Source organism: Gelidibacter japonicus, from assembly GCF_010725055.1.
In the GTDB taxonomy this organism is placed as follows: Bacteria; Bacteroidota; Bacteroidia; order Flavobacteriales; family Flavobacteriaceae; genus Gelidibacter; species Gelidibacter japonicus.
Genome location: NZ_BJKB01000022.1, coordinates 21,167 through 43,802, shown reverse-complemented (window position 1 = coordinate 43,802; position 22,636 = coordinate 21,167). Strand labels below are relative to the sequence as shown.

General features: G+C 37.8%; 14 protein-coding genes and 1 tRNA gene. 8 read left to right on the top strand and 7 right to left on the bottom strand.

The window, feature by feature from the left end; translation table 11 throughout:
• The first annotated feature begins 17 nt into the window (after positions 1-17).
• The 3 genes from kbl (at position 18) to G6N06_RS17610 (ending at position 5,523) form a co-directional block, all read left to right on the top strand.
• On the top strand, positions 18-1,211 hold the full coding sequence (gene kbl / locus G6N06_RS17620) for a glycine C-acetyltransferase (protein ID WP_163518028.1): 1,194 nt from the start codon (positions 18-20) through the stop codon (positions 1,209-1,211).
• A 124-nt stretch (positions 1,212-1,335) separates the two neighbouring features.
• Positions 1,336-2,697 (top strand): OmpA family protein, encoded by a 1,362-nt coding sequence (locus G6N06_RS17615; protein WP_163518027.1) that lies wholly within the window; start codon positions 1,336-1,338, stop codon positions 2,695-2,697.
• Between the two features lie 66 nt (positions 2,698-2,763).
• Complete coding sequence (locus G6N06_RS17610) at positions 2,764-5,523, top strand: PD-(D/E)XK nuclease family protein (RefSeq protein ID WP_163518026.1); 2,760 nt, start codon at positions 2,764-2,766, stop codon at positions 5,521-5,523.
• Positions 5,524-5,584: 61 nt separating this feature from the next.
• On the opposite strand, the gene G6N06_RS17605 is transcribed toward G6N06_RS17610, so the two are convergent.
• Positions 5,585-5,658, bottom strand: a tRNA-Ala gene (locus tag G6N06_RS17605).
• A 264-nt stretch (positions 5,659-5,922) separates the two neighbouring features.
• On the opposite strand from G6N06_RS17605, the gene G6N06_RS17600 reads away from it, so the two are divergent.
• Complete coding sequence (locus tag G6N06_RS17600) at positions 5,923-6,426, top strand: GNAT family N-acetyltransferase (RefSeq protein ID WP_163518025.1); 504 nt, start codon at positions 5,923-5,925, stop codon at positions 6,424-6,426.
• Between the two features lie 303 nt (positions 6,427-6,729).
• Here G6N06_RS17600 and G6N06_RS17595 read toward each other — a convergent pair whose 3' ends face one another.
• Positions 6,730-7,371 carry a 2OG-Fe(II) oxygenase gene (locus G6N06_RS17595; protein ID WP_163518024.1) on the bottom strand — a complete coding sequence of 214 codons (642 nt, stop codon included), beginning with the start codon at positions 7,369-7,371 and terminating at the stop codon, positions 6,730-6,732.
• Between the two features lie 118 nt (positions 7,372-7,489).
• Between G6N06_RS17595 and G6N06_RS17590 the strand changes: the two genes are divergently transcribed.
• Both G6N06_RS17590 and G6N06_RS17585 read left to right on the top strand, forming a co-directional pair.
• Positions 7,490-7,939, top strand: coding sequence for a 6-pyruvoyl trahydropterin synthase family protein (locus G6N06_RS17590; RefSeq protein WP_163518023.1), 450 nt, complete (start codon positions 7,490-7,492; stop codon positions 7,937-7,939).
• A gap of 188 nt (positions 7,940-8,127) precedes the next feature.
• Positions 8,128-8,880 (top strand): UDP-2,3-diacylglucosamine diphosphatase, encoded by a 753-nt coding sequence (locus G6N06_RS17585; RefSeq protein WP_163518022.1) that lies wholly within the window; start codon positions 8,128-8,130, stop codon positions 8,878-8,880.
• Here the strand turns inward: G6N06_RS17585 and G6N06_RS17580 are convergent.
• The 5 genes from G6N06_RS17580 to aspA form a co-directional block, all read right to left on the bottom strand.
• The gene (locus tag G6N06_RS17580) at positions 8,877-10,157 is read right to left on the bottom strand and encodes an MFS transporter (RefSeq protein ID WP_163518021.1); all 1,281 of its coding nucleotides are present in this window, start codon (positions 10,155-10,157) and stop codon (positions 8,877-8,879) included. The genes G6N06_RS17585 and G6N06_RS17580 overlap by 4 nt on opposite strands.
• 128 nt (positions 10,158-10,285) lie before the next feature.
• A complete protein-coding gene (locus G6N06_RS17575) occupies positions 10,286-10,723 on the bottom strand; it encodes a DUF8479 domain-containing protein (RefSeq protein ID WP_163518020.1) in 438 nt (145 codons plus the stop codon).
• 48 nt (positions 10,724-10,771) lie between these two features.
• Positions 10,772-12,463 carry a single-stranded-DNA-specific exonuclease RecJ gene (recJ, locus tag G6N06_RS17570; RefSeq protein WP_163518034.1) on the bottom strand — a complete coding sequence of 564 codons (1,692 nt, stop codon included), beginning with the start codon at positions 12,461-12,463 and terminating at the stop codon, positions 10,772-10,774.
• 101 nt (positions 12,464-12,564) lie between these two features.
• Positions 12,565-12,987: an OsmC family protein gene (locus tag G6N06_RS17565; RefSeq protein WP_163518019.1), complete on the bottom strand. Its 423-nt coding sequence runs from the start codon at positions 12,985-12,987 to the stop codon at positions 12,565-12,567.
• A 233-nt stretch (positions 12,988-13,220) separates the two neighbouring features.
• A complete protein-coding gene (gene aspA / locus G6N06_RS17560; RefSeq protein ID WP_205334790.1) occupies positions 13,221-14,642 on the bottom strand; it encodes an aspartate ammonia-lyase in 1,422 nt (473 codons plus the stop codon).
• A gap of 498 nt (positions 14,643-15,140) precedes the next feature.
• Between aspA and G6N06_RS17555 the strand changes: the two genes are divergently transcribed.
• Both G6N06_RS17555 and G6N06_RS17550 read left to right on the top strand, forming a co-directional pair.
• Positions 15,141-17,987 (top strand): carboxypeptidase-like regulatory domain-containing protein, encoded by a 2,847-nt coding sequence (locus G6N06_RS17555; RefSeq protein WP_163518017.1) that lies wholly within the window; start codon positions 15,141-15,143, stop codon positions 17,985-17,987.
• 5 nt (positions 17,988-17,992) lie between these two features.
• Complete coding sequence (locus tag G6N06_RS17550; protein WP_163518016.1) at positions 17,993-22,564, top strand: TonB-dependent receptor plug domain-containing protein; 4,572 nt, start codon at positions 17,993-17,995, stop codon at positions 22,562-22,564.
• The last annotated feature ends 72 nt before the right edge of the window (positions 22,565-22,636 follow it).

The window sequence follows — 22,636 nt, the reverse complement described above, 5'->3', positions numbered from 1 at the left end:
ACTAAATTCAAATTATTATGTACGGAAATATACAACAACACTTACAAAAAGAACTTGAAGACATTAAAGAAGCAGGGCTTTACAAAGAAGAGCGCATCATCACTTCTCCTCAAGGCGCAGAAATAACTCTCAATACAGGCCAAACTGTTCTGAACTTTTGTGCCAATAATTATTTAGGCCTTTCTTCCCATCCTGAAGTAGTACAAGCTGCCAAAGACACTTTGGACAGTCATGGATTTGGAATGTCTTCAGTACGATTTATTTGTGGCACTCAAGACATCCATAAAACTTTGGAGCAAAAAATCGCTGAATTTTATGGCACCGAGGACACCATCCTATATGCGGCAGCATTTGATGCCAATGGTGGGGTTTTTGAACCTCTATTTGGTGCAGAGGACGCGATTATTTCTGACTCATTGAATCATGCGTCAATTATTGACGGGGTACGTTTATGCAAGGCGGCACGCTATCGTTATCAAAATAACGACATGGAGGATTTAGAAAAACAGCTGGTTGAGGCCAATAAGAATGGCGCACGCTTTAAGATTATTGTGACCGATGGTGTATTCTCTATGGACGGCTTGGTGGCACCTTTGGATAAGATTTGTGATTTGGCAGATCAATATGACGCTCTGGTCATGATAGACGAATGCCATGCCACTGGATTTATTGGAGATACAGGACGTGGTACCTTAGAAGAAAAAGGGGTTATGGACCGAATAGACATCATTACCGGAACCTTAGGGAAGGCAATGGGTGGTGCCATGGGTGGATATACTACAGGAAAAAAAGAAATCATTGAAATACTTCGTCAACGCTCAAGACCCTATTTGTTTTCAAATTCGCTGGCTCCAGCTATAGTTGGTGCTTCCATCAAGGTATTTGACATGCTTGCCAATGACACTACATTAAAGGATCAATTGACCAAAAACACGAAATATTTCAAAGAAGCGTTGCAGAAGGAAGGATTTGATATTATTGATGGCGATTCAGCGATAGTCCCAGTGATGCTTTACGACGCGAAATTATCCCAAACAATGGCATCAATGCTTCTTGAGGAAGGAATCTATGTAATAGGCTTCTTCTTTCCAGTCGTACCCAAGGACCAAGCAAGGATTAGGGTACAGTTATCAGCGGCCCACACCAAAGAACATTTGGACAAAGCAATAGCCGCTTTTATAAAAGTTGGGAAAACCTTGAAAATTATCTAAAATTAGTCCAAACAGTACTGTTTTAAGGCAAATAGTCAATATTTTTATATATTTGTCTTTGTTAATAACGTTTAACAACTTACTTTTGTTCATAATTAACACTTAAAAATTAAATTATTAGAATATGAAAAATCTTAGCAGATTATTTTTCGCTATGTTGCTTCTATTGAGCTTTAGCAACGCCAACGCACAAGACGCAAACAACCCTTGGGCTATTGGGGTTGGCGTGAATGCAGTTGACTTTTACCCAACGGGTGAAGACGGACAGGGTGAGATCTTTGATCAATACTTCAATTTTGGAGATCACTACAACGTCTTACCTTCATTATCCTCAATTTCTGTTTCTAGATACTTATCAGACGGTTTTTCATTAACTGCAGCTGGTACTATCAACGAAATCAGTAAAATAGGTAATACCTCAGCTGACGATTTATCTTACTATGCATTAGACGGTACGGTAAAATATAGCTTTGCCAACCTAATTAACTCAAAAGTTTTTGAGCCTTACTTAGGAGTAGGTGGTGGTTATACCTGGGTTGATGATATTGGAGCAGGTACATTAAACGGAACCCTTGGTTTCAACCTATGGTTTTCTGAAAACATTGGTGTAACAGTTCAATCTGCCTACAAACATGCATTCGAAGATTACTTAGCTACACATTTCCAACACACAGTTGGTTTAGCACTTAAATTTGGTGGAAAAGACACTGATGGTGATGGCATATATGACAAAGATGATGCTTGTCCAGACGTTCCTGGTTTACCAGAGTTCAACGGTTGTCCTGACACAGATGGCGACGGTATTGAAGACGCAAAAGACGACTGTCCAGACGTTCCTGGTTTAGCTGAATTTAACGGCTGTCCTGATACTGATGGTGACGGTGTTCCAGATCATTTAGATGACTGTCCTACTGTTGCTGGATTAAAATCGTTAAAAGGTTGTCCTGATGCTGATGGTGATGGTGTTCCAGATCATTTAGACGAGTGTCCAAACGAAGCTGGCCCTGCTGCTAACAAAGGATGTCCTTGGCCAGATAGAGATGGTGACGGTGTATTGGACAAAGATGATAAATGTCCAGATGTTCCTGGTACTGTTGCAAACTTCGGTTGTCCAGAAGTTAAGCCAACTCCTGAGAAGATGAAACAATTGAATGACTATGCTAGAACTATCTTATTCGATACTGGTAAAGCTACTTTCAAGAAAGAGTCTATTCAAACATTAGAGGCTATGAACGCCATCTTCAAAGAATTCCCAGAAGCTACCTTTGTTATTGAAGGCTATACTGATAGCGTTGGATCAGCAAGATCTAACCAATTATTGTCAGAAAGAAGAGCTAATGCGGTGAAAGACTGGTTAATTGCTAACGGAATTGACAAAGATCGTTTAACTTCTAAAGGCTTTGGTCAGGAGAATCCAATTGACACTAACAAAACTGCTGCTGGTAGAACCAACAACAGACGTGTAGAAGTAAAACTTACAAACTAAGTTTTATAAACTATAAATATTTCAGAAAAACGCTCCGATATTCGGGGCGTTTTTTATTTTTATACAATGAGAAGTTTTTTAAAAGAAGTTATTGACGACATCCAAAAAAAAGAATTGGATATTTCACAGCTCACCTTTATATTGCCAAGCAAAAGAGCTGGTACTTTCTTAAAGGATATCCTCTCCCATTCCATCTCCAAAACTACATTTGCTCCCGAAATTTTATCCATTGAGGAATTTGTGGAAAGTCTTTCTGATCTTAGTTATGCTAGCAACACCGAACTTCTTTTTGAGTTTTACCTAGTATATACCCAACTTACCCCAGAACCTCAGCGAGACACTTTTGATCAATTTTCAAAATGGGGACAACTTTTACTTCAGGATTTTAATGAAATAGATCGGTACCTTATAGATCCTGATCATATTTTTGATTATTTAACATCCATTAAGGAACTCAATCATTGGTCTTTATCAGAACAGCAGACCCCTTATATCAAAAATTATTTAGCATTTTGGAACCGACTTAAAATCTATTATAATGCATTCCGAGAAAAGTTGATCTTAAATAAAAAAGGATATCAAGGCTTAGTCTATAGGGAGGCAGTAAATGGCATCGAACCCTACATAGGTTCAAACCCCAATAAACAACATGTTTTTATTGGCTTCAATGCCTTAAACAACGCTGAAGAACGTATTATACAAGAATTATTGCAACAGGATCTGGCAGATATCTATTGGGATATTGACGCAACTTTCATTAAAAATCCAATCCATGATGCAGGTTTGTTTATCAGGCAGCATCTCAAGAACTGGCCCTTTTATAAAAACAATCAAATGAACTGGGTAGGCGAGAATTATCGCTCCGAAAAAAACATCCAGACCATTGCCGTTCCAAAAAATATTGGTCAGGTAAAGTATATTGGAGAATTACTGGACAGCTTAGCTCCCGGCGATTTAAAGAAAACTGCAGTCGTTTTAGGTGATGAAACCCTTTTAATGCCATTGCTCAATTCTATTCCACAAAAGGTAGAAGCCATAAACATCACCATGGGTCTTCCTCTGAAATCGGTACCAATGGCATCCTTATTCGATTTAGTATTCAAGATTCAGAAAAATCATAACCACACACTTTATTATAAGGATGTGGTAGCTATTTTATCACACTCCTTTATACAGTCTGTATTGACACATAAGGGAGTCAATTTTAGCAATCAGATCATAAATTATATTCAGAGCAATAATATTGTTACAATTTCAGTTGATAAGTTAATAGCATTAGCAGGTGCAAAATACGAGGTTGTAAGGCTTCTATTCCAATCGTGGGAAAATAGCTCTGAAAAAGCATTCAGGAATTGTTCCAAACTCATCCTCACGCTAAAGTCAGAACTTGATTTAGAGAAGTCAAAACATCTTTTGGCTCTCGAGTATCTATATAGATTTAATCAAATATTCAACGAGTTAGAGCACTATAACACCAAATACAATCTCATCAGCAACAGTACTACACTTTATTTTCTCTACAAGGAGTTATTGAGTAGTGAAACTTTAGATTTTAAAGGTGAACCTCTACAGGGACTTCAAATTATGGGAATGCTCGAGTCTAGAGTTTTGGACTTTGAAACGGTTATCATATCGTCCGTTAATGAAGGAATTCTTCCGGCAGGAAAAAGTAGCAACTCATTTATTCCTTTCGATGTGAAACTTGAAAATGGACTACCAACCTATAAGGAAAAAGATGCAGTTTATACCTATCATTTTTACAGACTGTTGCAACGTGCAAAAAATGTGTATATCATTTACAATACAGAGCCTGATGTGTTGAATGGTGGGGAGAAAAGTCGGTTTATAACCCAACTCCAAATTGAAAACATCCACCATATACAACATAGCATTGTCGTTCCGAACGTGGAAGTCGTACAAAAGCAGCCTAAAATCATTGAAAAAACGCCCGGTGTAATCACAAGATTGCAGCAGATTGCTGGCTACGGACTTTCGCCATCATCCTTGACAAATTACATCAGAAATCCTTTAGATTTTTACTATGAAAAAGTCTTAAAAATACAGAGTTTTGAAGATGTTGAAGAAACCGTAGCAGCCAATACCTTGGGGAGCGTCATCCATCAGACCTTAGAGGATTTTTACACACCGCATAAAGGACAACTACTCACTGAAGCCGATTTACTCCAAATGAAAGCTCAAATAAATGCTAATGTGGCCCATCACTTTAAGTCGTTTTATAAGGAAGGTGATATGACCAAAGGAAAAAACCTTATTATTCTTGAAGTCGCCAAACGTTATATATCAAATTTTATTAATAAAGAAATAGAAACTTTAAAAGCGGGGCATCAGATTAAGATCATACACTTAGAAAAGGAACTCGACATACCAGTGGTCATCCCTGAATTGGATTTTAACGTTCGTTTAAAAGGCACTGTGGACAGAATTGACGAGTTTGATGGGACACTTAGGATAATAGATTATAAAACAGGTAAAGTCAACCAAGGACAGGTTGAAATCGTTGATTGGGAAAACATCACCTCAGATTACAATAAGTATAGCAAAAGCTTTCAAATTTTGGCCTATGCTTATATGCTGAATGCAACAGAAGGTATATCTCAATCATTAGAAGCCGGTATCATTTCCTTTAAGAATCTACAAGGTGATTATTTTTTAAAGTTTGGCAAAAAACCATCATCAAGAAGTAGAGATAAAGATCAAACAATAACAAAAGAAACCTTGGATAGTTTTTATGGAGAACTTAAAAAACTGATCATAGAAATTTGCAATCCGGAAATCGATTTTATCGAAAAGGACGTGGGATATTAGACATATCGATCGTCAAAACCTATATAAACAAAAAAGCAACGCTTTCGCATTGCTTTTCACGTGGAGAAGATCGGGCTCGAACCGACGACCTCTTGGCTGCCAGCCAAGCGCTCTAGCCAACTGAGCTACATCCCCAAATTATTTTTACGCCACTTCCTTCCTGCAGAAGATTTAAAAAATTTTTAGGCTTCTTTGATTAATCGGCAAACTTAAAATATTTTTTTCTTTTTTAGCCTCTTTTCTATCACTATATTTTTACTTGTAGATTTTTCTTACTTTAATCCGTTCAAAATCTGTTGCTCTTTTCAAATAATTTGATATATTTTTGACGATTATATAGCTTCCTTAATAATTTTCTTATCTGAATTAAAGACTAAATTTATCAAAAAATAAATAAAAATGATTCGAAATGCAAATTCATCGGATATTGAATCTATATTATTATTGACGAAGGCCTGTGCCAGGTCTATGACAAAAAAGGGAATTTATCAATGGAACGAGCATTACCCAAATGTCGCTGCGTTTGAAAAAGATCTCGCAAGAAAAGAACTCTATGTGCTGATTGATGATGATGACAACATTATTGGCACGATTGTGATTTCTTCTTTTATGGACGAAGAATATCACGCTGTAAAATGGCTCACACCTAATGATAAAAATCTATATATTCATCGATTGGCCGTACATCCGGACCATCAAGGGCGGGGTTTTGCACAAATACTAATGGATTTTGCTGAAAATCTGGGAAGATCCAATGGATATAACTCCATAAGATTAGACACTTTTTCCCAAAACCATAGAAATCAAACCTTTTATGAACTTCGCAATTATAAGCGTTTAGGCTCCATTTATTTTCCTATGCAAAGTGAACATCCATTTTACTGTTATGAACTTCTCTTATGAGTTGGACAATCCGTTTGAAAAATATCAATCGTATGATTGTCTTTCCCACTGAAAAGTCCGAGTTATAAGTTGTAAGCAAATTTTTTTCTGTTTATTCTTTGAATGACTGTCAGAGGCCCGCTACTGATCCTAAAATTCAGATAACTTTTCTTGCCATTCGAACAAAACGATTAACTTTGGCAGCACTTATTGCAATTTCAACTATGGAAATACTCGAATATTTAAGTGGTAACGGCTTATTTTTAATATTAGCCATCGTATTGGTTGTCATTTATGTTTACAACCGAAGAAAAAACAGATAATCTAACGGGTTTTTAACCATCCGGTAATACTCAATCTCTCGGTCTTGACCGGTTTTACTTCGTGTTCAATGATCTGACTTTTAAAAATAACGACACGACCTGGAAACGGATAGATAATCTTTTCTATCTCCTTGCCATTATCGTCCAAATACAATACCAGTTCGCCGCCATTTTCTGGCAACCAACCCGATTCATTCAAATAGCAGACAAAAGATAGCTTGCGTCTGTCGTCATTTTGAAATGTATCGATATGACGTTTATAAAAAGTACCTTTTGGGTATAAAGCATAATGAAATTCTTTATGAAGGATACCTAAAAAGCAGGTCCTGTTGAGATAGCTGACAAGATTATTGATTTTATCAAAAAACAACTTTTCGGTCGTATTGGCGTTGGATTCATCCATCCATAAAATAACATCACCTCTAATCGTTTTGACTATGGTGGCATTAAGTTTGTTGCCGATTGCCGCTTTTTTGAAAGCATCTTCTTTGTGCTTGTCAATTAAAGATTGCCTGAGCAGCTGAACTTCTTTTTCATCAAAAAAATTTTCCACAATGGCATACTTCTGAGAAACGATATCATTAATAATCGTTTCATATAAAGGGTTCTCTTCAAAAGCAATGTCTTGAAAGATTGGATTCATATAACTTAGAAATTAAGAACTTGGAGTACAAATGAATATAAGCAATAATCAGCCAAATGTAGTCTAAAAAGGGATTCCTTTTTACAATTTGAATATCTTTGCGATAAATTGATGCCAAATGAGCAAAATTCGGATTACAAAACAATTTTCTTTTGAAACTGGTCACGCCCTATATGGCTACGATGGCAAGTGCAAAAATGTCCATGGACACAGTTATAAATTGTCAGTAACTGTTGTTGGAAAACCAATCAGTGATTCTTCTAATGTTAAATTTGGGATGGTCATTGATTTTTCAGATTTGAAAAAAATCGTCAAAGACGAAATCGTCGATGTTTTTGACCATGCCACGGTGTTCAACAAAAACACACCACATGTGGAGTTGGCAAAGGAGCTAAAAGATAGAGGCCATAGTGTACTTTTAGTAGATTATCAACCAACTAGTGAAATGATGGTGATTGATTTTTCGCAAAAAATTAGAAAACGTTTACCTGAAAACATCCAACTTCATTCCTTAAAACTTCAAGAAACCGATACGAGTTTTGCGGAATGGTATGCGAGTGATAATTAGAAAGTAGTGGGTAGTGGGTAGGAAATTATTGCTTCCGAGAATATGCTTTCTGTTTCAAAGAAAAAATATTTGAGTAAATATGCATCTACCAGATTCGTTTTTAAATCATGAGATTAACTTCGTTGAACCTAAAGGTTTTCTGCCTTCCTGTCTGCCGACAGGCAGGCAGGAATTTAAATAGCTGACTAATGAATATTCCAAAAGGGAAAAAAGTATATTTTGCTTCTGACAACCATTTAGGGGCTCCTACAAAAGAAGCATCGTTTCCACGAGAAAAGAAGTTCGTGGCTTGGTTGGATGAGATCAAACAAGATGCCGCGGCCATTTTTTTGCTCGGAGATCTTTTTGACTTTTGGTTTGAATACAAAACTGTTGTTCCAAAAGGATTCACAAGAACTTTAGGCAAGCTTGCTGAAATAAGCGATTCTGGAATTCCCATTTATTATTTTGTGGGCAATCATGATTTATGGATGCATGGGTATTTTGAGGAAGAACTGAATATTGAAGTATTTCATAAACCCAAGGAATTTATCTTTAACGACAAAACTTTTTTTATTGGACATGGTGATGGTTTGGGGCCACATGACAAAGGCTACAAACGCATGAAAAAAGTGTTCACCAATCCATTTTTCAAATGGTGTTTTAGATGGCTGCATCCAGATTTAGGCGTTAAACTTGCCCAATATATGTCGGTCAAAAACAAATTGATTTCTGGCGATGAGGATGCCAAATTTTTAGGTGAAGACAAAGAATGGCTGGTTCAGTATTCCAAAAGGAAATTAGAAGAAAAACACCGTGACTATTTTATATTTGGTCATAGGCACCTCCCGTTGAAAGTTAAGTTAAATGACCAATCCTCCTATATCAATCTTGGAGATTGGATCCATTACTATACCTATGGCGTTTTTGATGGAGAGAACATGGAGTTGAAGAAGTATTAATCTTCCTTCCCATGTTCCTCAATATCCTTGCGCAAATCTAACTTTCTAAACGAAGGAGAAACAATACCTGTCGTCACTACCGTCAATAATGTCATCGTGCCTCCAAAAACAACGGCTGTAACCGTTCCCATAAGCTTTGCTGTCAATCCGCTCTCAAAAGCTCCAAGTTCATTGGAGGACCCCACAAACATGGAATTCACAGATGCCACACGTCCGCGCATATGATCTGGTGTTTTCAATTGTAAAATTGTTTGACGGATGACCATCGAAACGCCATCAGTCACCCCACTAAAAAACAAGGCAGCAACGGATATCCAAAACACGGAGGATAGGCCAAATACAATAATACTCACTCCAAAACCAAATATGGCCACCAACAATTTCATTCCCGCATTTTTACTGATAGGAATATAAGCTGTAACCAGCATGGTCAAAAACGCGCCTACAGCCGGAGCCGCTCTTAACACCCCAAAGCCTTCTGATCCCACCTTCAGAATATCCTGTGCGAATATCGGTAATAGGGCCACTGCACCACCAAAAAGTACAGCAACCATGTCTAAGGTTAAGGCACCCAATATCGCTTTGGTTTTGAATACAAATTTCACGCCCTCTTTAAGGCTGTCCATAATCGGTTCTCCAATTTTTGGATTTAAGATTGGCTTCTTTGAAATGCGGAGTAAATTGATAAGTGCCAAAAGTGCAAAGGCCATGATCAAGCACATGGACCAATGTACACCAATCCAACTAATACTAAAACCTGCCAAAGCAGGCCCAAAAACGGATGCCACTTGCCAGGTGGAACTGCTCCATGTGGCCGCATTAGGGTATAGTCTTTTAGGAACGATCAAGGCAATCAACGAAAATATAGTCGGACCTATAAAAGCCCTGACCAACCCGCCGCAAAACACCAAGAAGTAAATACTGTAGAGGATTTCATTAGTTGACCATTCACCCACAATTTTTGGCCAGGTCAACAAAAACAGTCCAAGACTGATGACAGAAAATCCCAAAATACATTTGATAAGAAGCCCTCTTTTTTCTTTTTGATCAACGATATGTCCCGCAAAAAGAGCAATTAATACAGCTGGAATAATTTCCATCAGACCAATTAAACCAAGCGCCCATGGGTCTTTGGTGATGGAATACACTTCCCATTCAATGATGATAAACTGCATGGACCATGCAAAAACCAGCGCAAAACGTACCATCAAAAAAATATTGAATTCTTTTATCCGAAGTGCGGCGTAGGGATCTTTTTTGATTGGTTTTTGTTGCATAAATATCAGACCCTTTTAAGTATTGGCTTGATAATCCTAAAAGAGGATTTTATTTCAATGCAAATGTAAAACAAGATGGGTTCTTATCTTAGTTGAATTTATCAAATAAAACAATTCAGAAATCAATTCTAATATTCGTTAGATTCCAAAACAATGTCAGTTACAAAATTCTTGTCTTTATCGTAAAATCTATAAACTAATGTTGCACTATTCTTTTTAAAATATTCAGCTTGATTTTGGCTCTGTAAATTTTTCTTGAATTCAGGTTTAAATATATTTTCAAATGCCTCTGTGTCGATATCAAATTTACTGTCATTCAATAAAGTGTAATTCTGTCTCAAAACATTCTTTTCAGGCGAAGTAACACTATCAAGTCTCGTATTCGAATCAAACGTAAAAGGACAATCTTTATTCATAATTGCTGCCCTTTCCGTGATAGTATTGTCACTACTCAATGTCAAATCTTTTTTAGAGTTAAACAATTTCGGCCCAAAATTTACGGCCAGTACAACTATCACTACAATTATAGCTGTTCCAATAAGATTATTTTTTTTCTTTTCTTCCATTACTTTTTTTTAGCGAGTAGGTTTTTGAACAAAGAAACACAACGCTGATTAGGCTTTAATATCCCTTAATTTCAGTTGCAAACTCACATTACCTTGCCAATGGTTTTCATCAATGGAATACACAGCCTTAAAGGGTTTTTTATCGGTGATCAAATTATATTTGTCACCCAAGTTAAAGCCGATACCTACTATATTCTGTGAATTTCCCTGCCTAGCTATAATTCTTAAATGTTTGTCATCGGCACCAACACATTTTCCATAACCTGTATCCTGTAAGTTTTCGGTCATAAAAACGGGTGCCATATTGCCTGGGCCAAAAGGGGCAAATTGCTTTAGGATCCGGTAAAATTTTGGGGTAATATCTTTAAAATCTATTTGAGTGTCCACTCGGATTTCTGGAATCAATAAAGACTTATCTATCGTTTTAGAGACTTCATCTTCAAAAGCCTGTTTAAAAGCTTCATAGTTCTCCTCTTTAAGCGTCAAACCCGCGGCGTATTTATGTCCTCCAAACTGTTCAATATGCGCACTGCATGCTTCCAAGGCATTATACACATCAAATCCAGATACCGATCGGGCCGAGGCCGCCAATTTATCACCACTTTTGGTGAACACCAAGGTTGGCCTATAATATGTTTCAATCAATCGCGACGCCACAATACCAATAACACCTTTATGCCAAGTTTCTTGAAAAACGACTGATGTGAAACGTTCCTGTTCTTCATACTCTTCAATTTGTAGCAGGGCTTCTTGGGTTATTCTTTGATCGGCTTCCTTTCTGTCGGTATTGAACTGCTCGATTTCTTGGGCATAGGTTTGCGCAAGCACTTCATCTTCTTCGGTTAATAATGTTACGGCGTGATTGCCGTGTTTCATGCGGCCTGCTGCATTAATCCGAGGTGCTATGATAAAAACCACATCAGTAATGGTCAATTGGGCCTTTTTGGTTTGATCGATAATGGCTTTAATTCCGGCACGGGGATCTCCATTAATCACCTGCAATCCAAAATACGCCAAGGTTCTATTTTCCCCAGTAATAGGAACAATATCAGCACCAATGGCTGTAGCCACTAAATCGAGATACCCGGTTAAGTCTTCAATGGATTTACCATCTCTGGACGCTAACGCTTGAATTAATTTGAAACCCACACCACAGCCGCATAATTCGTCGTAGGGATAGTCACAATCCTCACGTTTCGGATCCAAAATGGCCACGGCATCTGGAAGTTCAGCACCAGGCCGGTGATGGTCACAAATAATAAAATCAATGCCTTTTTCTTTCGCATAGGCAACTTTGTCAATCGCTTTTATTCCACAATCTAGTGCTATGATCAGCGCAAAATCATTGTCATGTGCGAAGTCTATACCCTTTATGGAAACTCCATAACCTTCATCATAACGATCAGGAATATACGTAGCAACCGTATCTGTTCTTGCTTTTAGATAAGAAGACATTAAAGCTACTGCCGTGGTACCGTCCACATCATAATCGCCAAACACCAAAATATTTTCGCCATCATTGATTGCTTTTTCAATACGATCGACTGCCTTGTCCATATCCTTCATTAAAAAAGGATCATGTAGCTCATCAAGACTTGGTCTGAAGAACTGTTTGGCATCTTCGTAAGTCTCAATGCCGCGCTGTAGCAATAACGAAGCAATAGCATGCTCCACCTGAAGGGCTTCAGATAACTGCTTTATTTTGGAAAGCTCTGGTTTTGGTTTTAAGGTCCAACGCATTTTCTCGTTTCTGGTTTCAGCTTTAAAATGTTTCAAGTTTTAATTGATTTCAGATCTGACAATCCCGACATTTATCGTGACGGTCGGGTCTTGGCTCAAAACTACTTATTGTGATAATGGATCGAGGTGTTCACTTTGGCAAATCTTCTGAACATTTCCATGACGCCACAATATTTTTCTATGGATAAATCAACCGCCTTCTTGATTTTACCTTCATCCAGGTTTTTTCCATAAAAATGATATTCCACAGACACTGTATGATAATATTTTGGATGTTCTTCGGTCAATTGGCCGTAAGTATCCATCCTAAAATCTGAAACGGTAACTTTCATCTTATTGAGGACAGAGACCACATCGAGACCTGAACAGCCCGCCAACGCCGCGAGCATCATCGCTTTAGGGCGCAGTCCGGAATTATATCCGCCATGTTCTGCCGAAGTATCCATCAATAAGGTTTTTCCGCTAGGGTTATCGGATTCAAATTGCGAATTCCCTTTCCAATGCGTGATGACTTTATCTTCCATATTCTATGTATTTAATGTTGTTAAAATTCTATGATATATTCCAAAAATACTACTAAATATCAAGATTGTGAACTTAGTAGATGTCAATATATTTGGAACGAAATAGAAATTCAGGAAACCCAGCTGGGCTACTTGATCAGATAAAAGTCTTAGTCAGTGATAATCACAAGCACCATTATTTCTAAATTTATTTAAAGAACTACAAATTCTTATTAATGGCGGTGGTCCATTGTTTATTTCTGAGCCAATGCCGTATATTCTGGGTGCATTAAATTTACTGGACTGAGGATTAGATCCAATTCTTGCTCCGACAGCAAATTCTTTTCAAGAACAAGTTCACGTATGGTTTTGCCCGTTGCTATAGCTTCTTTTCCAATCAAATCGCCCATATGATGTCCAATATAAGGACTCAGAAACGTGATCAGTCCCACTGAGTTGTATACCATTTCTTTAGTGTGCGCTTCGTTTGCCGTGATTCCAGAAATACATTTATCGGCAAGCGAAACACAGGCATTTGAGAGCAATTCAATCGATTCAAATACGCACTGTGCAATAACTGGCTCCATGACGTTTAATTGCAATTGTCCTGCTTCTGCCGCAAAAGATACGGTCACGTCATTTCCAATGACTTTAAAACACACCTGGTTGACCACCTCGGGTATAACCGGATTGATTTTGGCTGGCATAATAGAGGACCCTGCTTGCATTTCAGGCAAGTTTATTTCGTGGAAACCACAACGCGGACCTGAGGACAATAATCTTAAATCATTGCATATTTTGGACAGCTTTACTGCGGCCCTTTTCAATCCTCCGGAAATCATAACATAATCACCACAGTCAAAAGAGGCTTCGATTAAATCCTCTGCCTCAACAAAACTTGCTTTGGTGAATTTTGCCAAATAGCCGACCGAAAGTTTGGAAAAGCCATTTGGGGCGTTAACACGTGTACCGATTGCAGTCCCTCCCAAATTCACAGGCAAAATGATGTCTCTGCACATTTTCAGCATTTTGGTTTCCTCTTTTAAATTTGCGGCCCATGCCGAAAACTCATCACCCAACGACATGGGTACGGCGTCCTGTAGTTGGGTCCTACCCATTTTTAATACCTTTTTGAACTCCGTCCCTTTGATGTCCAAACGCGTCGTGAGCAGATTGATTTTTTCCAAAAGATGGTTCATATAGTAGTATATGGCTACTCTTAGACTGGTTGGGTAGGCACAATTGGTTGACTGCGACTTGTTGACATGATCATTTGGGTGTAAAATATCATAACGGCCTTTCTCATAGCCATTCATTTCAAGAGCTACATTGGCAATGACCTCATTTGCATTCATATTGACCGAAGTGCCAGCACCTCCTTGAAATATATCGGATGGAAAATATTTCACATAGGTATCTAGGTTGGCCAAAATCTCATCGCAAGCAGCGATAATCATATCCGCTCTGGACGAAGATATCGTTCCAATCTCCCTATTTGCACAGGCACAAGCTTTTTTGGTAATAATCAGCCCTTTCACAAATAATGGATAATCTAATATTTTAGATTTTGAAATCTTAAAATTATCAATCGCTCGCTGCGTGTGAATACCATAATAAACATCATTATCGATCTCTAATTCACCAAGCAGGTCTTCTTCTATTCTGGTTTGCATAATATTGTGCACTTATTAATATTTAATACTTTTTCGACATGGTGGATGTCAAATTTCAGGTCACTGACCATCAACTATATATCATTTTTATGACTTATTCAAATAGCTGTTTATCAGTAATTTAAATTTTAAAATTATGAATTTTTTATAATGTCAAAAATCAAATAAAATCGTAAAACTACTGAATTAAGTTTAAATCTTGATAGCTATTTTGAAGAGGAATTGAATTGAGCCACACTATTATTCATTTCTAAATTTCCGTAGGCTATTTTTGAAGTTTTGACCATTATGTTTGAAAAAAAATCACTAAAATGGAATCTTCTATAGTGATGTTATTGGGGACGAAATTATTGGTTCATGAATAATTATTAATTTATTCATCAGTAATAAGCGGGTTTTTGACTCAAAAGTGTGTTGGCTCATTCAAATGCTGCATTCACTCATTCTTCTTTTTTATTGAATTGGTATTACAATAGCTTTGAGTTATAAAACCAGCCAACCATGAGAAATCAATACCATCCTTATCTTTTCCTCTTCTTCTTTTTAATGATCGTTACACATGGTTTTGCACAACAAGGGACGGTTTCGGGAATCTTAAAATCTGATGTTGATGGTTTGCCATTGCCCGGCGTATCTATTGTTATAAAAGGCACCAACAAAGGCGTTCAAACCGATTTTGACGGGAATTACAAAATTGACTGCAAAATTGGCGACATTCTGGTCTTCAGTAGTGTTGGCATGAAAAGTACTGAAGTGAAAGTCACTACACGTCTATTTGGAATGGATCCGAATATTAAAACCAAAGCTCAGGAACCTGTGGCCAAGATTCAAACTGAAGCTTATGCCAACGCATTAAAAGAGTTGAATAAAACGTCTTTTGAAGTCCCAAGCTTTGAACATTCCGAAAGAACCTTTAATAAAAATAATCATTTTGAGTACAATCGGATTAAAGCGATGGAAATTAAACCTGATAGAGTAGAACTTACCTATTTTGATCCTGACATCTATTATGAAATTGGATACAGCTCCTTTACATCGTTTCAATTCATTAAGAAGAAAAACCTTCCAGAACTACAAACGTCTTTCAGCCAGGGTACAGTTTCAAATAATAAGTTGTCATTTTTAGGCCCAGAAACCGGCAATCCATTTTCTTACGGACCGTATTTGAGAACTTTGGAATTTGACGGCAGCTCTTACCCTTATGATGTGAATGGCCGTTTGGTAACACTTGGAAATGGCAACGGCATTCCAGCACAAGCTTATGATAATTCTATTTTAAAAACCAATCTTAAATCACATCACAATCTATTTTTTAAAATCTCGACTGAAGATTGGATTTTAGGCTTCGACTATAATTACGACATGGACGAAGATGCTTTTGGAAGAGAAGCCAGCACTAAAAACAATCTTGCCCTAACCTATAAGAACACCAATTATTACCGAAAAAGAATAAAATGGGACACAAGTCTTAGATATACAGATCAATTCAACGCCCAGCCCAATACCAATGGTTTTATAAACAATCTGTTCTTGAATTCTTGGACCACACCAACAAGTTTTGAGAATTCACAAGGCGCCACCTTAAACAATCAAACACAGCGCAGTTATAGTCCTTTAAGGTTCAACAATCCGGAATGGCTTTTCAATTACAATAAAAATGCAGATTATTATCAGCTATTTCTTGGAAGCATTCAAAATCAATTTAAAATTTCTGATGACCTTCAACTTACCAGCAAAATCAACTATCAACACACAAATAATGAGCAAAACTTCGGACTTGTGGCGCAGACCGTTGGATTTGAGAACGGGTATTTAAGTCAAAAAAATATTGAAAAAAATACGCTCATTGCCAATGTCAATCTCAACTACAAATTTGAAGAAAACAACTATTCCCTTACCATCAATTCAGCAATCGATTATGGTTATGACCATTTGAAATACCGTTTCAATGAAGCCACTGGATTCAATGATTTTTCATTTTCAAATCCAAACAACAAAAACTCCAATGTACATGATGCTTCAATGCATTCACTAAGAGTTTTGAACGAGGCAAGCTTGGAATGGCATCATCTTGGTTTGGAATTAACGCTTAGCAATAGCAGTTTCATATCATCCCTTCAAAAAAACCATTATGTATTACCAACAGGATATTTAAAGCTGAATCTCATTGAACTATTCGAAATATATAGTTTAGACAAACTTTACTTGAGCTCACGTAACTCCTTTGATGTTAAAGAAATGCCCCTATTCTATAACAATCAAAGCCATAATAGTCTGGTGATGAGCCCTTCAGAAACTTTGAGATATACGGCAAACCAAGATTTATTCCTCAACGACGAACTCCAACTTGAAAAAAAAATCTACCATGATGTTGCCGCAACAATAGGCCTCAAGGTATGGGACATCACTGTCGATTTCGGCATGACCTATTTCTATAGCAAACATAAAGGCAGTGTTTTCCCTGTACATGAAGGGAACGGATTTCAACTTAGAAATACTGCAGAGATACAAAATAACGGCATAGAAATGAATTTGGAGTTTATGCGCTATCGGTACAATAATTTTGGGTTTACCTCTCAAATTCTATTTTCAACCTATAGAAGTAAAGTGTTGGATTTAAAAATCCCTCAAGAACGCTTGGCAATTGCAGGATTTTCAACAGTTTCAAAAAATTTGGTGGTGGGCCAACCCGCTGGTGTTATTTACGGTTCAGCGTATGCCAGAGATGCTCATGGAAATCAAATTATTGGAGCGCACGGGTTTCCACTGGTCGCTTCAGAACTCCAGCAGATTGGGAATCCAACACCTGATTTCAATTTAAGTTTCTCCAACGGATTGACTTGGAAACGCTTTCAATTAAATTTTGTTATCGATTTTCAAAAAGGCGGCGATGTATGGAATGGCACTCAAAACGTCTTGAATTACTACGGAACCTCCCAACAATCTGCGCAAGAAAGAGGCATCAAAGATTATGTTTTTGCTGGCGTCAACGCTCAGGGTCACCCAAATACAATTCCGGTAGATTTTTATAATCCTTCTCAGGGTATAGAAGCCAACCGCTTTGTGCGTTACGGTTTTGAAGGGGTTGCTGAAGATGCTATTGAAGACGGAAGCTATATCAATTTAAAGTCGGTGGACATCACCTACAGTTTCACAAACCAAAACAACCATTCATTCTTCAGGGCTTTTGACCTCGGACTATATGCCAATAATCTATTTACCTATACAAAATATCGAGGAGCTTCACCTTATAGCAGTCTTTATGACACCCATTCCGGACAGGGCTTAAACTTTTTTAATGCGCCAATAGCGACTGAAATCGGTCTGAAACTCAACATTAAAATCTAAACATCATGATAAAACATCGCCCAATTACCAGAACACTGATTTTAGTAGGTCTTTTATTTTTTGCGCTGATTTCCTTTAACAGTTATCAGTCAGACAAATCGCTTTTGGAGAAAATTTACACACAAACGGACAGGCCATTTTATTTCCCAGGGGAAACCATTTGGTTCAAATCCTATATAGTAAGTTCAGACCACACCATTTCCAATCTGAGCGATCTTGTTCATGCAGAATTGATTTCACCAAAAGGGGCGGTTGTCACCTCACGATTATTGAGCGTCGATCAAGGGTATGCCTACGGTGATTTCCATATTGATAACGATTGGGCTGGCGGGATTTATACTTTAAAAGTATATACAAATTGGACGCATAATTATGGTGAAGAGGCGATTTTCACCAAACAGATTACTGTTCAAAAAGTCGTGCAGCCCAACCTATTGTTGAATCTTAAATTTCAGAAAGAAGGCTACGGAAAATCTTCAGAGGTGATTGCCGATTTTGTAGTGAAAGACCTTAAAAACAATCCGTTGGTCCATAAAGAAATGACATTCGAAGTCACGCTCAAAGGACAATCGTTCCTTACGGAAAAGTTTATGACTGATGCAGATGGGAAAGCGCACCCAAGATTTAAACTTCCTGAAAATCTGGAAACTGCCGATGTGGTACTGAATGTTTTAATTCCTTATCAAGGCAGTACAGAATCGATTTCACGAGCGGTTCCGGTGGTTTTAGATACTATCGATCTTCAGTTTTTCCCTGAAAGTGGCCAAATGATTTCTGGGACCACCAATACCATTGCCTTAAAAGCACTCAATGAATTTGGAAAACCCGTGGATGTCAGCGGACAGATATTGGACAATAACTTGAACGTAGTGGCTGATTTCAAAAGTTTTCACGATGGCATGGGAAGTTTTAAGTTTTTTGTTAAACCAGATCAGGTTTATTATGCGAGAATTATGGAACCTTTCAAGTCTGATCGAAACATCCAACTTCCAGACGTTCATAATAAAGGCGTCAAGTTCTCTATTGAAACAGATAGTTTAACCACTAAAATTGATCTTTTTTCAACCTTAAATGAGATTTTATTTCTTGAAGTCAGAAACTCATCGAAGATATTAATGTCACAAACCATAGGTTCAAATCAGAAAAACATAGTTTTAAATACGGCACATTTCCCTATGGGGATTGCCACTTTCAGCATTAAAAATGCGAATCAAGACATCCTTGCTGAACGATTGGTATTTATGAATGCCCACAAACAACTCAAGGTAACCATTGCTTTAGAAAAAGACATCTATGATACAAGAGAGAAGATGTGCATAAAAATAAAAACCACAGATGCGAACAACACCCCTATTCCCTCCAATTTATCAGTATCCGTTGCCGATAATAAACTGTTGTCCTTTGCCGATGATAAGCAGGATCATATTTTATCGTCACTATTGGTATCTTCAGAATTAAAAGGAAAACTACACAAGCCCCATTTTTATCTCAACCCAAAGGAGCCGAAATCTGAGCAAGCTTTGGATTATGTGATGCTCACCCATGGCTGGAGAAATTATATTCGCACACCAACGGTCACTGCAGAAAACGCCGCTTTTTTACCTGAACAAAGTGCCATACAAAACGGTATCGTCCTTGATAGAAAAGGAAATCCTAAAAAAGCCAACTTATTCTTATTCGATGAACATGGTGACAAGGTATTGGTATTTGAAACCAAGGAAAATGGCACATTCTCATTCAAATTCAATAAAAACAGAAGCTTGGTACTTATTGCCTATGCCGATGATGGCGAAACGCTTACTATCAAAAACACCGATTTCAAAAATGCACAATTGGCCCAGGGCATAAACGCCATCCATCAAGAAAATAAAACGATAGCAAAGCGTTTTGATAAAAATGAAAATCCGCTAAAAAAAACCATCACACAAAACGCCATTGCCACAATTTCCCTAACTGAGGATTCTGCGGCATTGGATGAAGTGGTGGTGGTTGGTTATGGGTACAAAAATAAACGGGAACTATCAGGTGCTGTTACCGTAGTGCGAGCTGAAGCACTTATGCGCGACGGATCTGTGATCAATGCACTCCAAGGCAATGTTGCAGGTATCCAAGTTATTCAGAATGCAGGTCAACCAGGAAATGCATCAAAAACAAGTATTAGAGGCATGAGCTCCATTAGTGGAAACAATGAACCATTGATTATTGTTGACGGTGTGCCTTACGATCAAAACACCTTCGCAAACCTTGATGCCAATCAAGTCAACTCAGTCACGGTCTTAAAAGATGCCGCAGCAACGTCTCTATATGGGAGTCGAGCAGCAAACGGTGTCATCCTTGTGGGAACAAAAAACGCTCATTTTTATAATAATTATGGCAAGAAAAGACTAAATAATGCGAATTACAACAACTACGCTGTGCAACAGTACTATAATTATAATACGCCCAACACCTACAGCTCTCAACAATTTTATGTGCCAAAATACGATAGCAAAGACGTGGTGGAAGAACGCACAGATTTTAGACAGACCATCTATTGGAATCCTGTGGTGCAGACCGATGCCAACGGCGAAGCGCAATTAGAGTATTACAATTCTGACGCCATTACCTCTTTTAAAATTGTAGCAGAGGGCATTGGGTTTAATGGATTAATTGGTCGAGCAGAAGAAATCTATGCTACCAAAAAAATTCTGGCTATCGATTTTAAAGCGCCCAATTATATGACTTTGAATGATACGGTCATTTTGCCTATTACCATCACAAATGAGAGTGATCAGGCCATTTCTGCCGATTTCAAGATAAATCTACCAGAACATTTAAAACTTGTTGGATCCATAGAAAAGAAGATTCTGGTGGATGCGAAAAGTTCAATAATCAGAAACATTAGCGTGATTCCTATCAAAAAGGGAGAAAAAATACGGCTAAGTTTTGAACTCCAATCAAAAGAATATTCAGACACTGTAAATCGGGAAGTGGCGGTCGTCAGTCCGTATTTTCCAACCGAAATGAGTCTTTCAGGATCACAATCGCAAGCTTTTGAATTTGATATTAATAATGTTGTGGAGGGTAGTTTAGAAGCCGAATTCAACATTTACACAGATGTTGTGGGTGATGTCATGAACGGTATTGAAGGCATGATCAGCAAACCTTATGGCTGCTTTGAACAAACCTCATCAGCTACCTATCCCAATATTATGGTGCTTCAATATTTGAAAGCATCAGGAAAAAGCAATCCTGACATTGAAGCTATAGCCATGGACTATATTAAAGAAGGCTATAAGCGATTGATAAGTTATGAAACTTCTGAAGGTGGTTTTGAATGGTTCGGCCATACGCCACCTCACGAAACACTGACGGCCTATGGCATCTTGGAGTTTACCGAAATGAAACAACTTTATAATGGCGTAGATCAAAAGATGATTGATAGAACCGTAAAATGGTTATTAGGCAGAAAAGATGGAAAAGGTGGCTTCAAAAAAAGCGACAAAGGTTATGACAGTTTTGCAAGCTCACCATCGGATGTTGCCAATGCCTATATTGTCTATGCCTTGAGCGAAGCTAAAATTGATGCATCTCTTGAACTTGAGTATAATTCTACTTATAAAGATGCACTTCATAGCAATGACAGTTATAAAATGGCACTTTTAGCTATGGCCAGCCACAATCTTGGAAATCAAGAAAACCTGAAGGTCCTGATCAAAAAGATAAAAACGAATATTTCAGAATACGGGTTTAACGGACTTCCTGTACAAAACACCATTACACGCTCTTATGGCGATTCAAAAACTATTGAAACCACGGCATTAACACTTTTGGCCTTAATGAGGGAAAATCAACCAGATGATACGCTCATCGCCAAAGGCATTGAATATTTGGTCAGTAAACGAAAAGGCGGCACGTTTGGAAGCACCCAAGCTACGGCCATGGCATTAAAGGTTTTAATCAATTACACCGTACAACAGAATCAAAAAATCATTAGTGCCAATGAGGTTGTAGAATTGATCATCAATGGAAGTTCCATAAAAACGAAACTTGAAATCAATGCCCAAGGAAGAATCACTCTTAACGGACTTGAAAAACACATCAAGGAAGGTAAGCAGACTGCAAAAGTGATTTTCAACACTCCCGAAAACAGCTATCCTTATGCCCTAAACTTAAAATGGGACAGTACGTTGCCAAATTCATCAGAAGCCTGCCCGATGGATTTGAAAACTGAATTGGCCTCAAAAATGCATAAGGTTGGTGATAACGTGAGCATGACCATAAAAGTGAGCAATACTAAAAATGAACCTACAGGAATGACCATTGCCATGATTGGAATCCCGTCCGGTACCACACCCCAACCTTGGCAGCTTAAAAAGATTTTAGACGAAAATCAAGCGGCCTATTATGAGATTTTCGACAATTACCTCGTATTTTATTGGAGTGAATTTAGAGAAAATGAAACCAAAACTTTGCGCTTGGACTTAAAGGCAGATATTGCCGGAACCTATAAAGCCCCAGCAAGCAACGTGTACTTGTTTTATGGTGATGAAGATAAAACCTGGATTTCAGGAAATGATCTTGTGATTGGGAATTAGGATTTGATTGATTTAGTTTGAAGACCTCACCAGTTCCGTTTCGAAGCTTCGAAATTGGAAGGTGGGGTTTTA

Coding starts and splice junctions, on each gene's coding strand:
- kbl (WP_163518028.1), top strand. CDS start 18: ATGTACGGAAATATACAACAACACTTACAAAAAGAACTTGAAGACATT.
- G6N06_RS17615 (WP_163518027.1), top strand. CDS start 1,336: ATGAAAAATCTTAGCAGATTATTTTTCGCTATGTTGCTTCTATTGAGC.
- G6N06_RS17610 (WP_163518026.1), top strand. CDS start 2,764: ATGAGAAGTTTTTTAAAAGAAGTTATTGACGACATCCAAAAAAAAGAA.
- G6N06_RS17600 (WP_163518025.1), top strand. CDS start 5,923: ATGATTCGAAATGCAAATTCATCGGATATTGAATCTATATTATTATTG.
- G6N06_RS17595 (WP_163518024.1), bottom strand. CDS start 7,371: ATGAATCCAATCTTTCAAGACATTGCTTTTGAAGAGAACCCTTTATAT.
- G6N06_RS17590 (WP_163518023.1), top strand. CDS start 7,490: ATGAGCAAAATTCGGATTACAAAACAATTTTCTTTTGAAACTGGTCAC.
- G6N06_RS17585 (WP_163518022.1), top strand. CDS start 8,128: ATGAATATTCCAAAAGGGAAAAAAGTATATTTTGCTTCTGACAACCAT.
- G6N06_RS17580 (WP_163518021.1), bottom strand. CDS start 10,157: ATGCAACAAAAACCAATCAAAAAAGATCCCTACGCCGCACTTCGGATA.
- G6N06_RS17575 (WP_163518020.1), bottom strand. CDS start 10,723: ATGGAAGAAAAGAAAAAAAATAATCTTATTGGAACAGCTATAATTGTA.
- recJ (WP_163518034.1), bottom strand. CDS start 12,463: ATGCGTTGGACCTTAAAACCAAAACCAGAGCTTTCCAAAATAAAGCAG.
- G6N06_RS17565 (WP_163518019.1), bottom strand. CDS start 12,987: ATGGAAGATAAAGTCATCACGCATTGGAAAGGGAATTCGCAATTTGAA.
- G6N06_RS17555 (WP_163518017.1), top strand. CDS start 15,141: ATGAGAAATCAATACCATCCTTATCTTTTCCTCTTCTTCTTTTTAATG.
- G6N06_RS17550 (WP_163518016.1), top strand. CDS start 17,993: ATGATAAAACATCGCCCAATTACCAGAACACTGATTTTAGTAGGTCTT.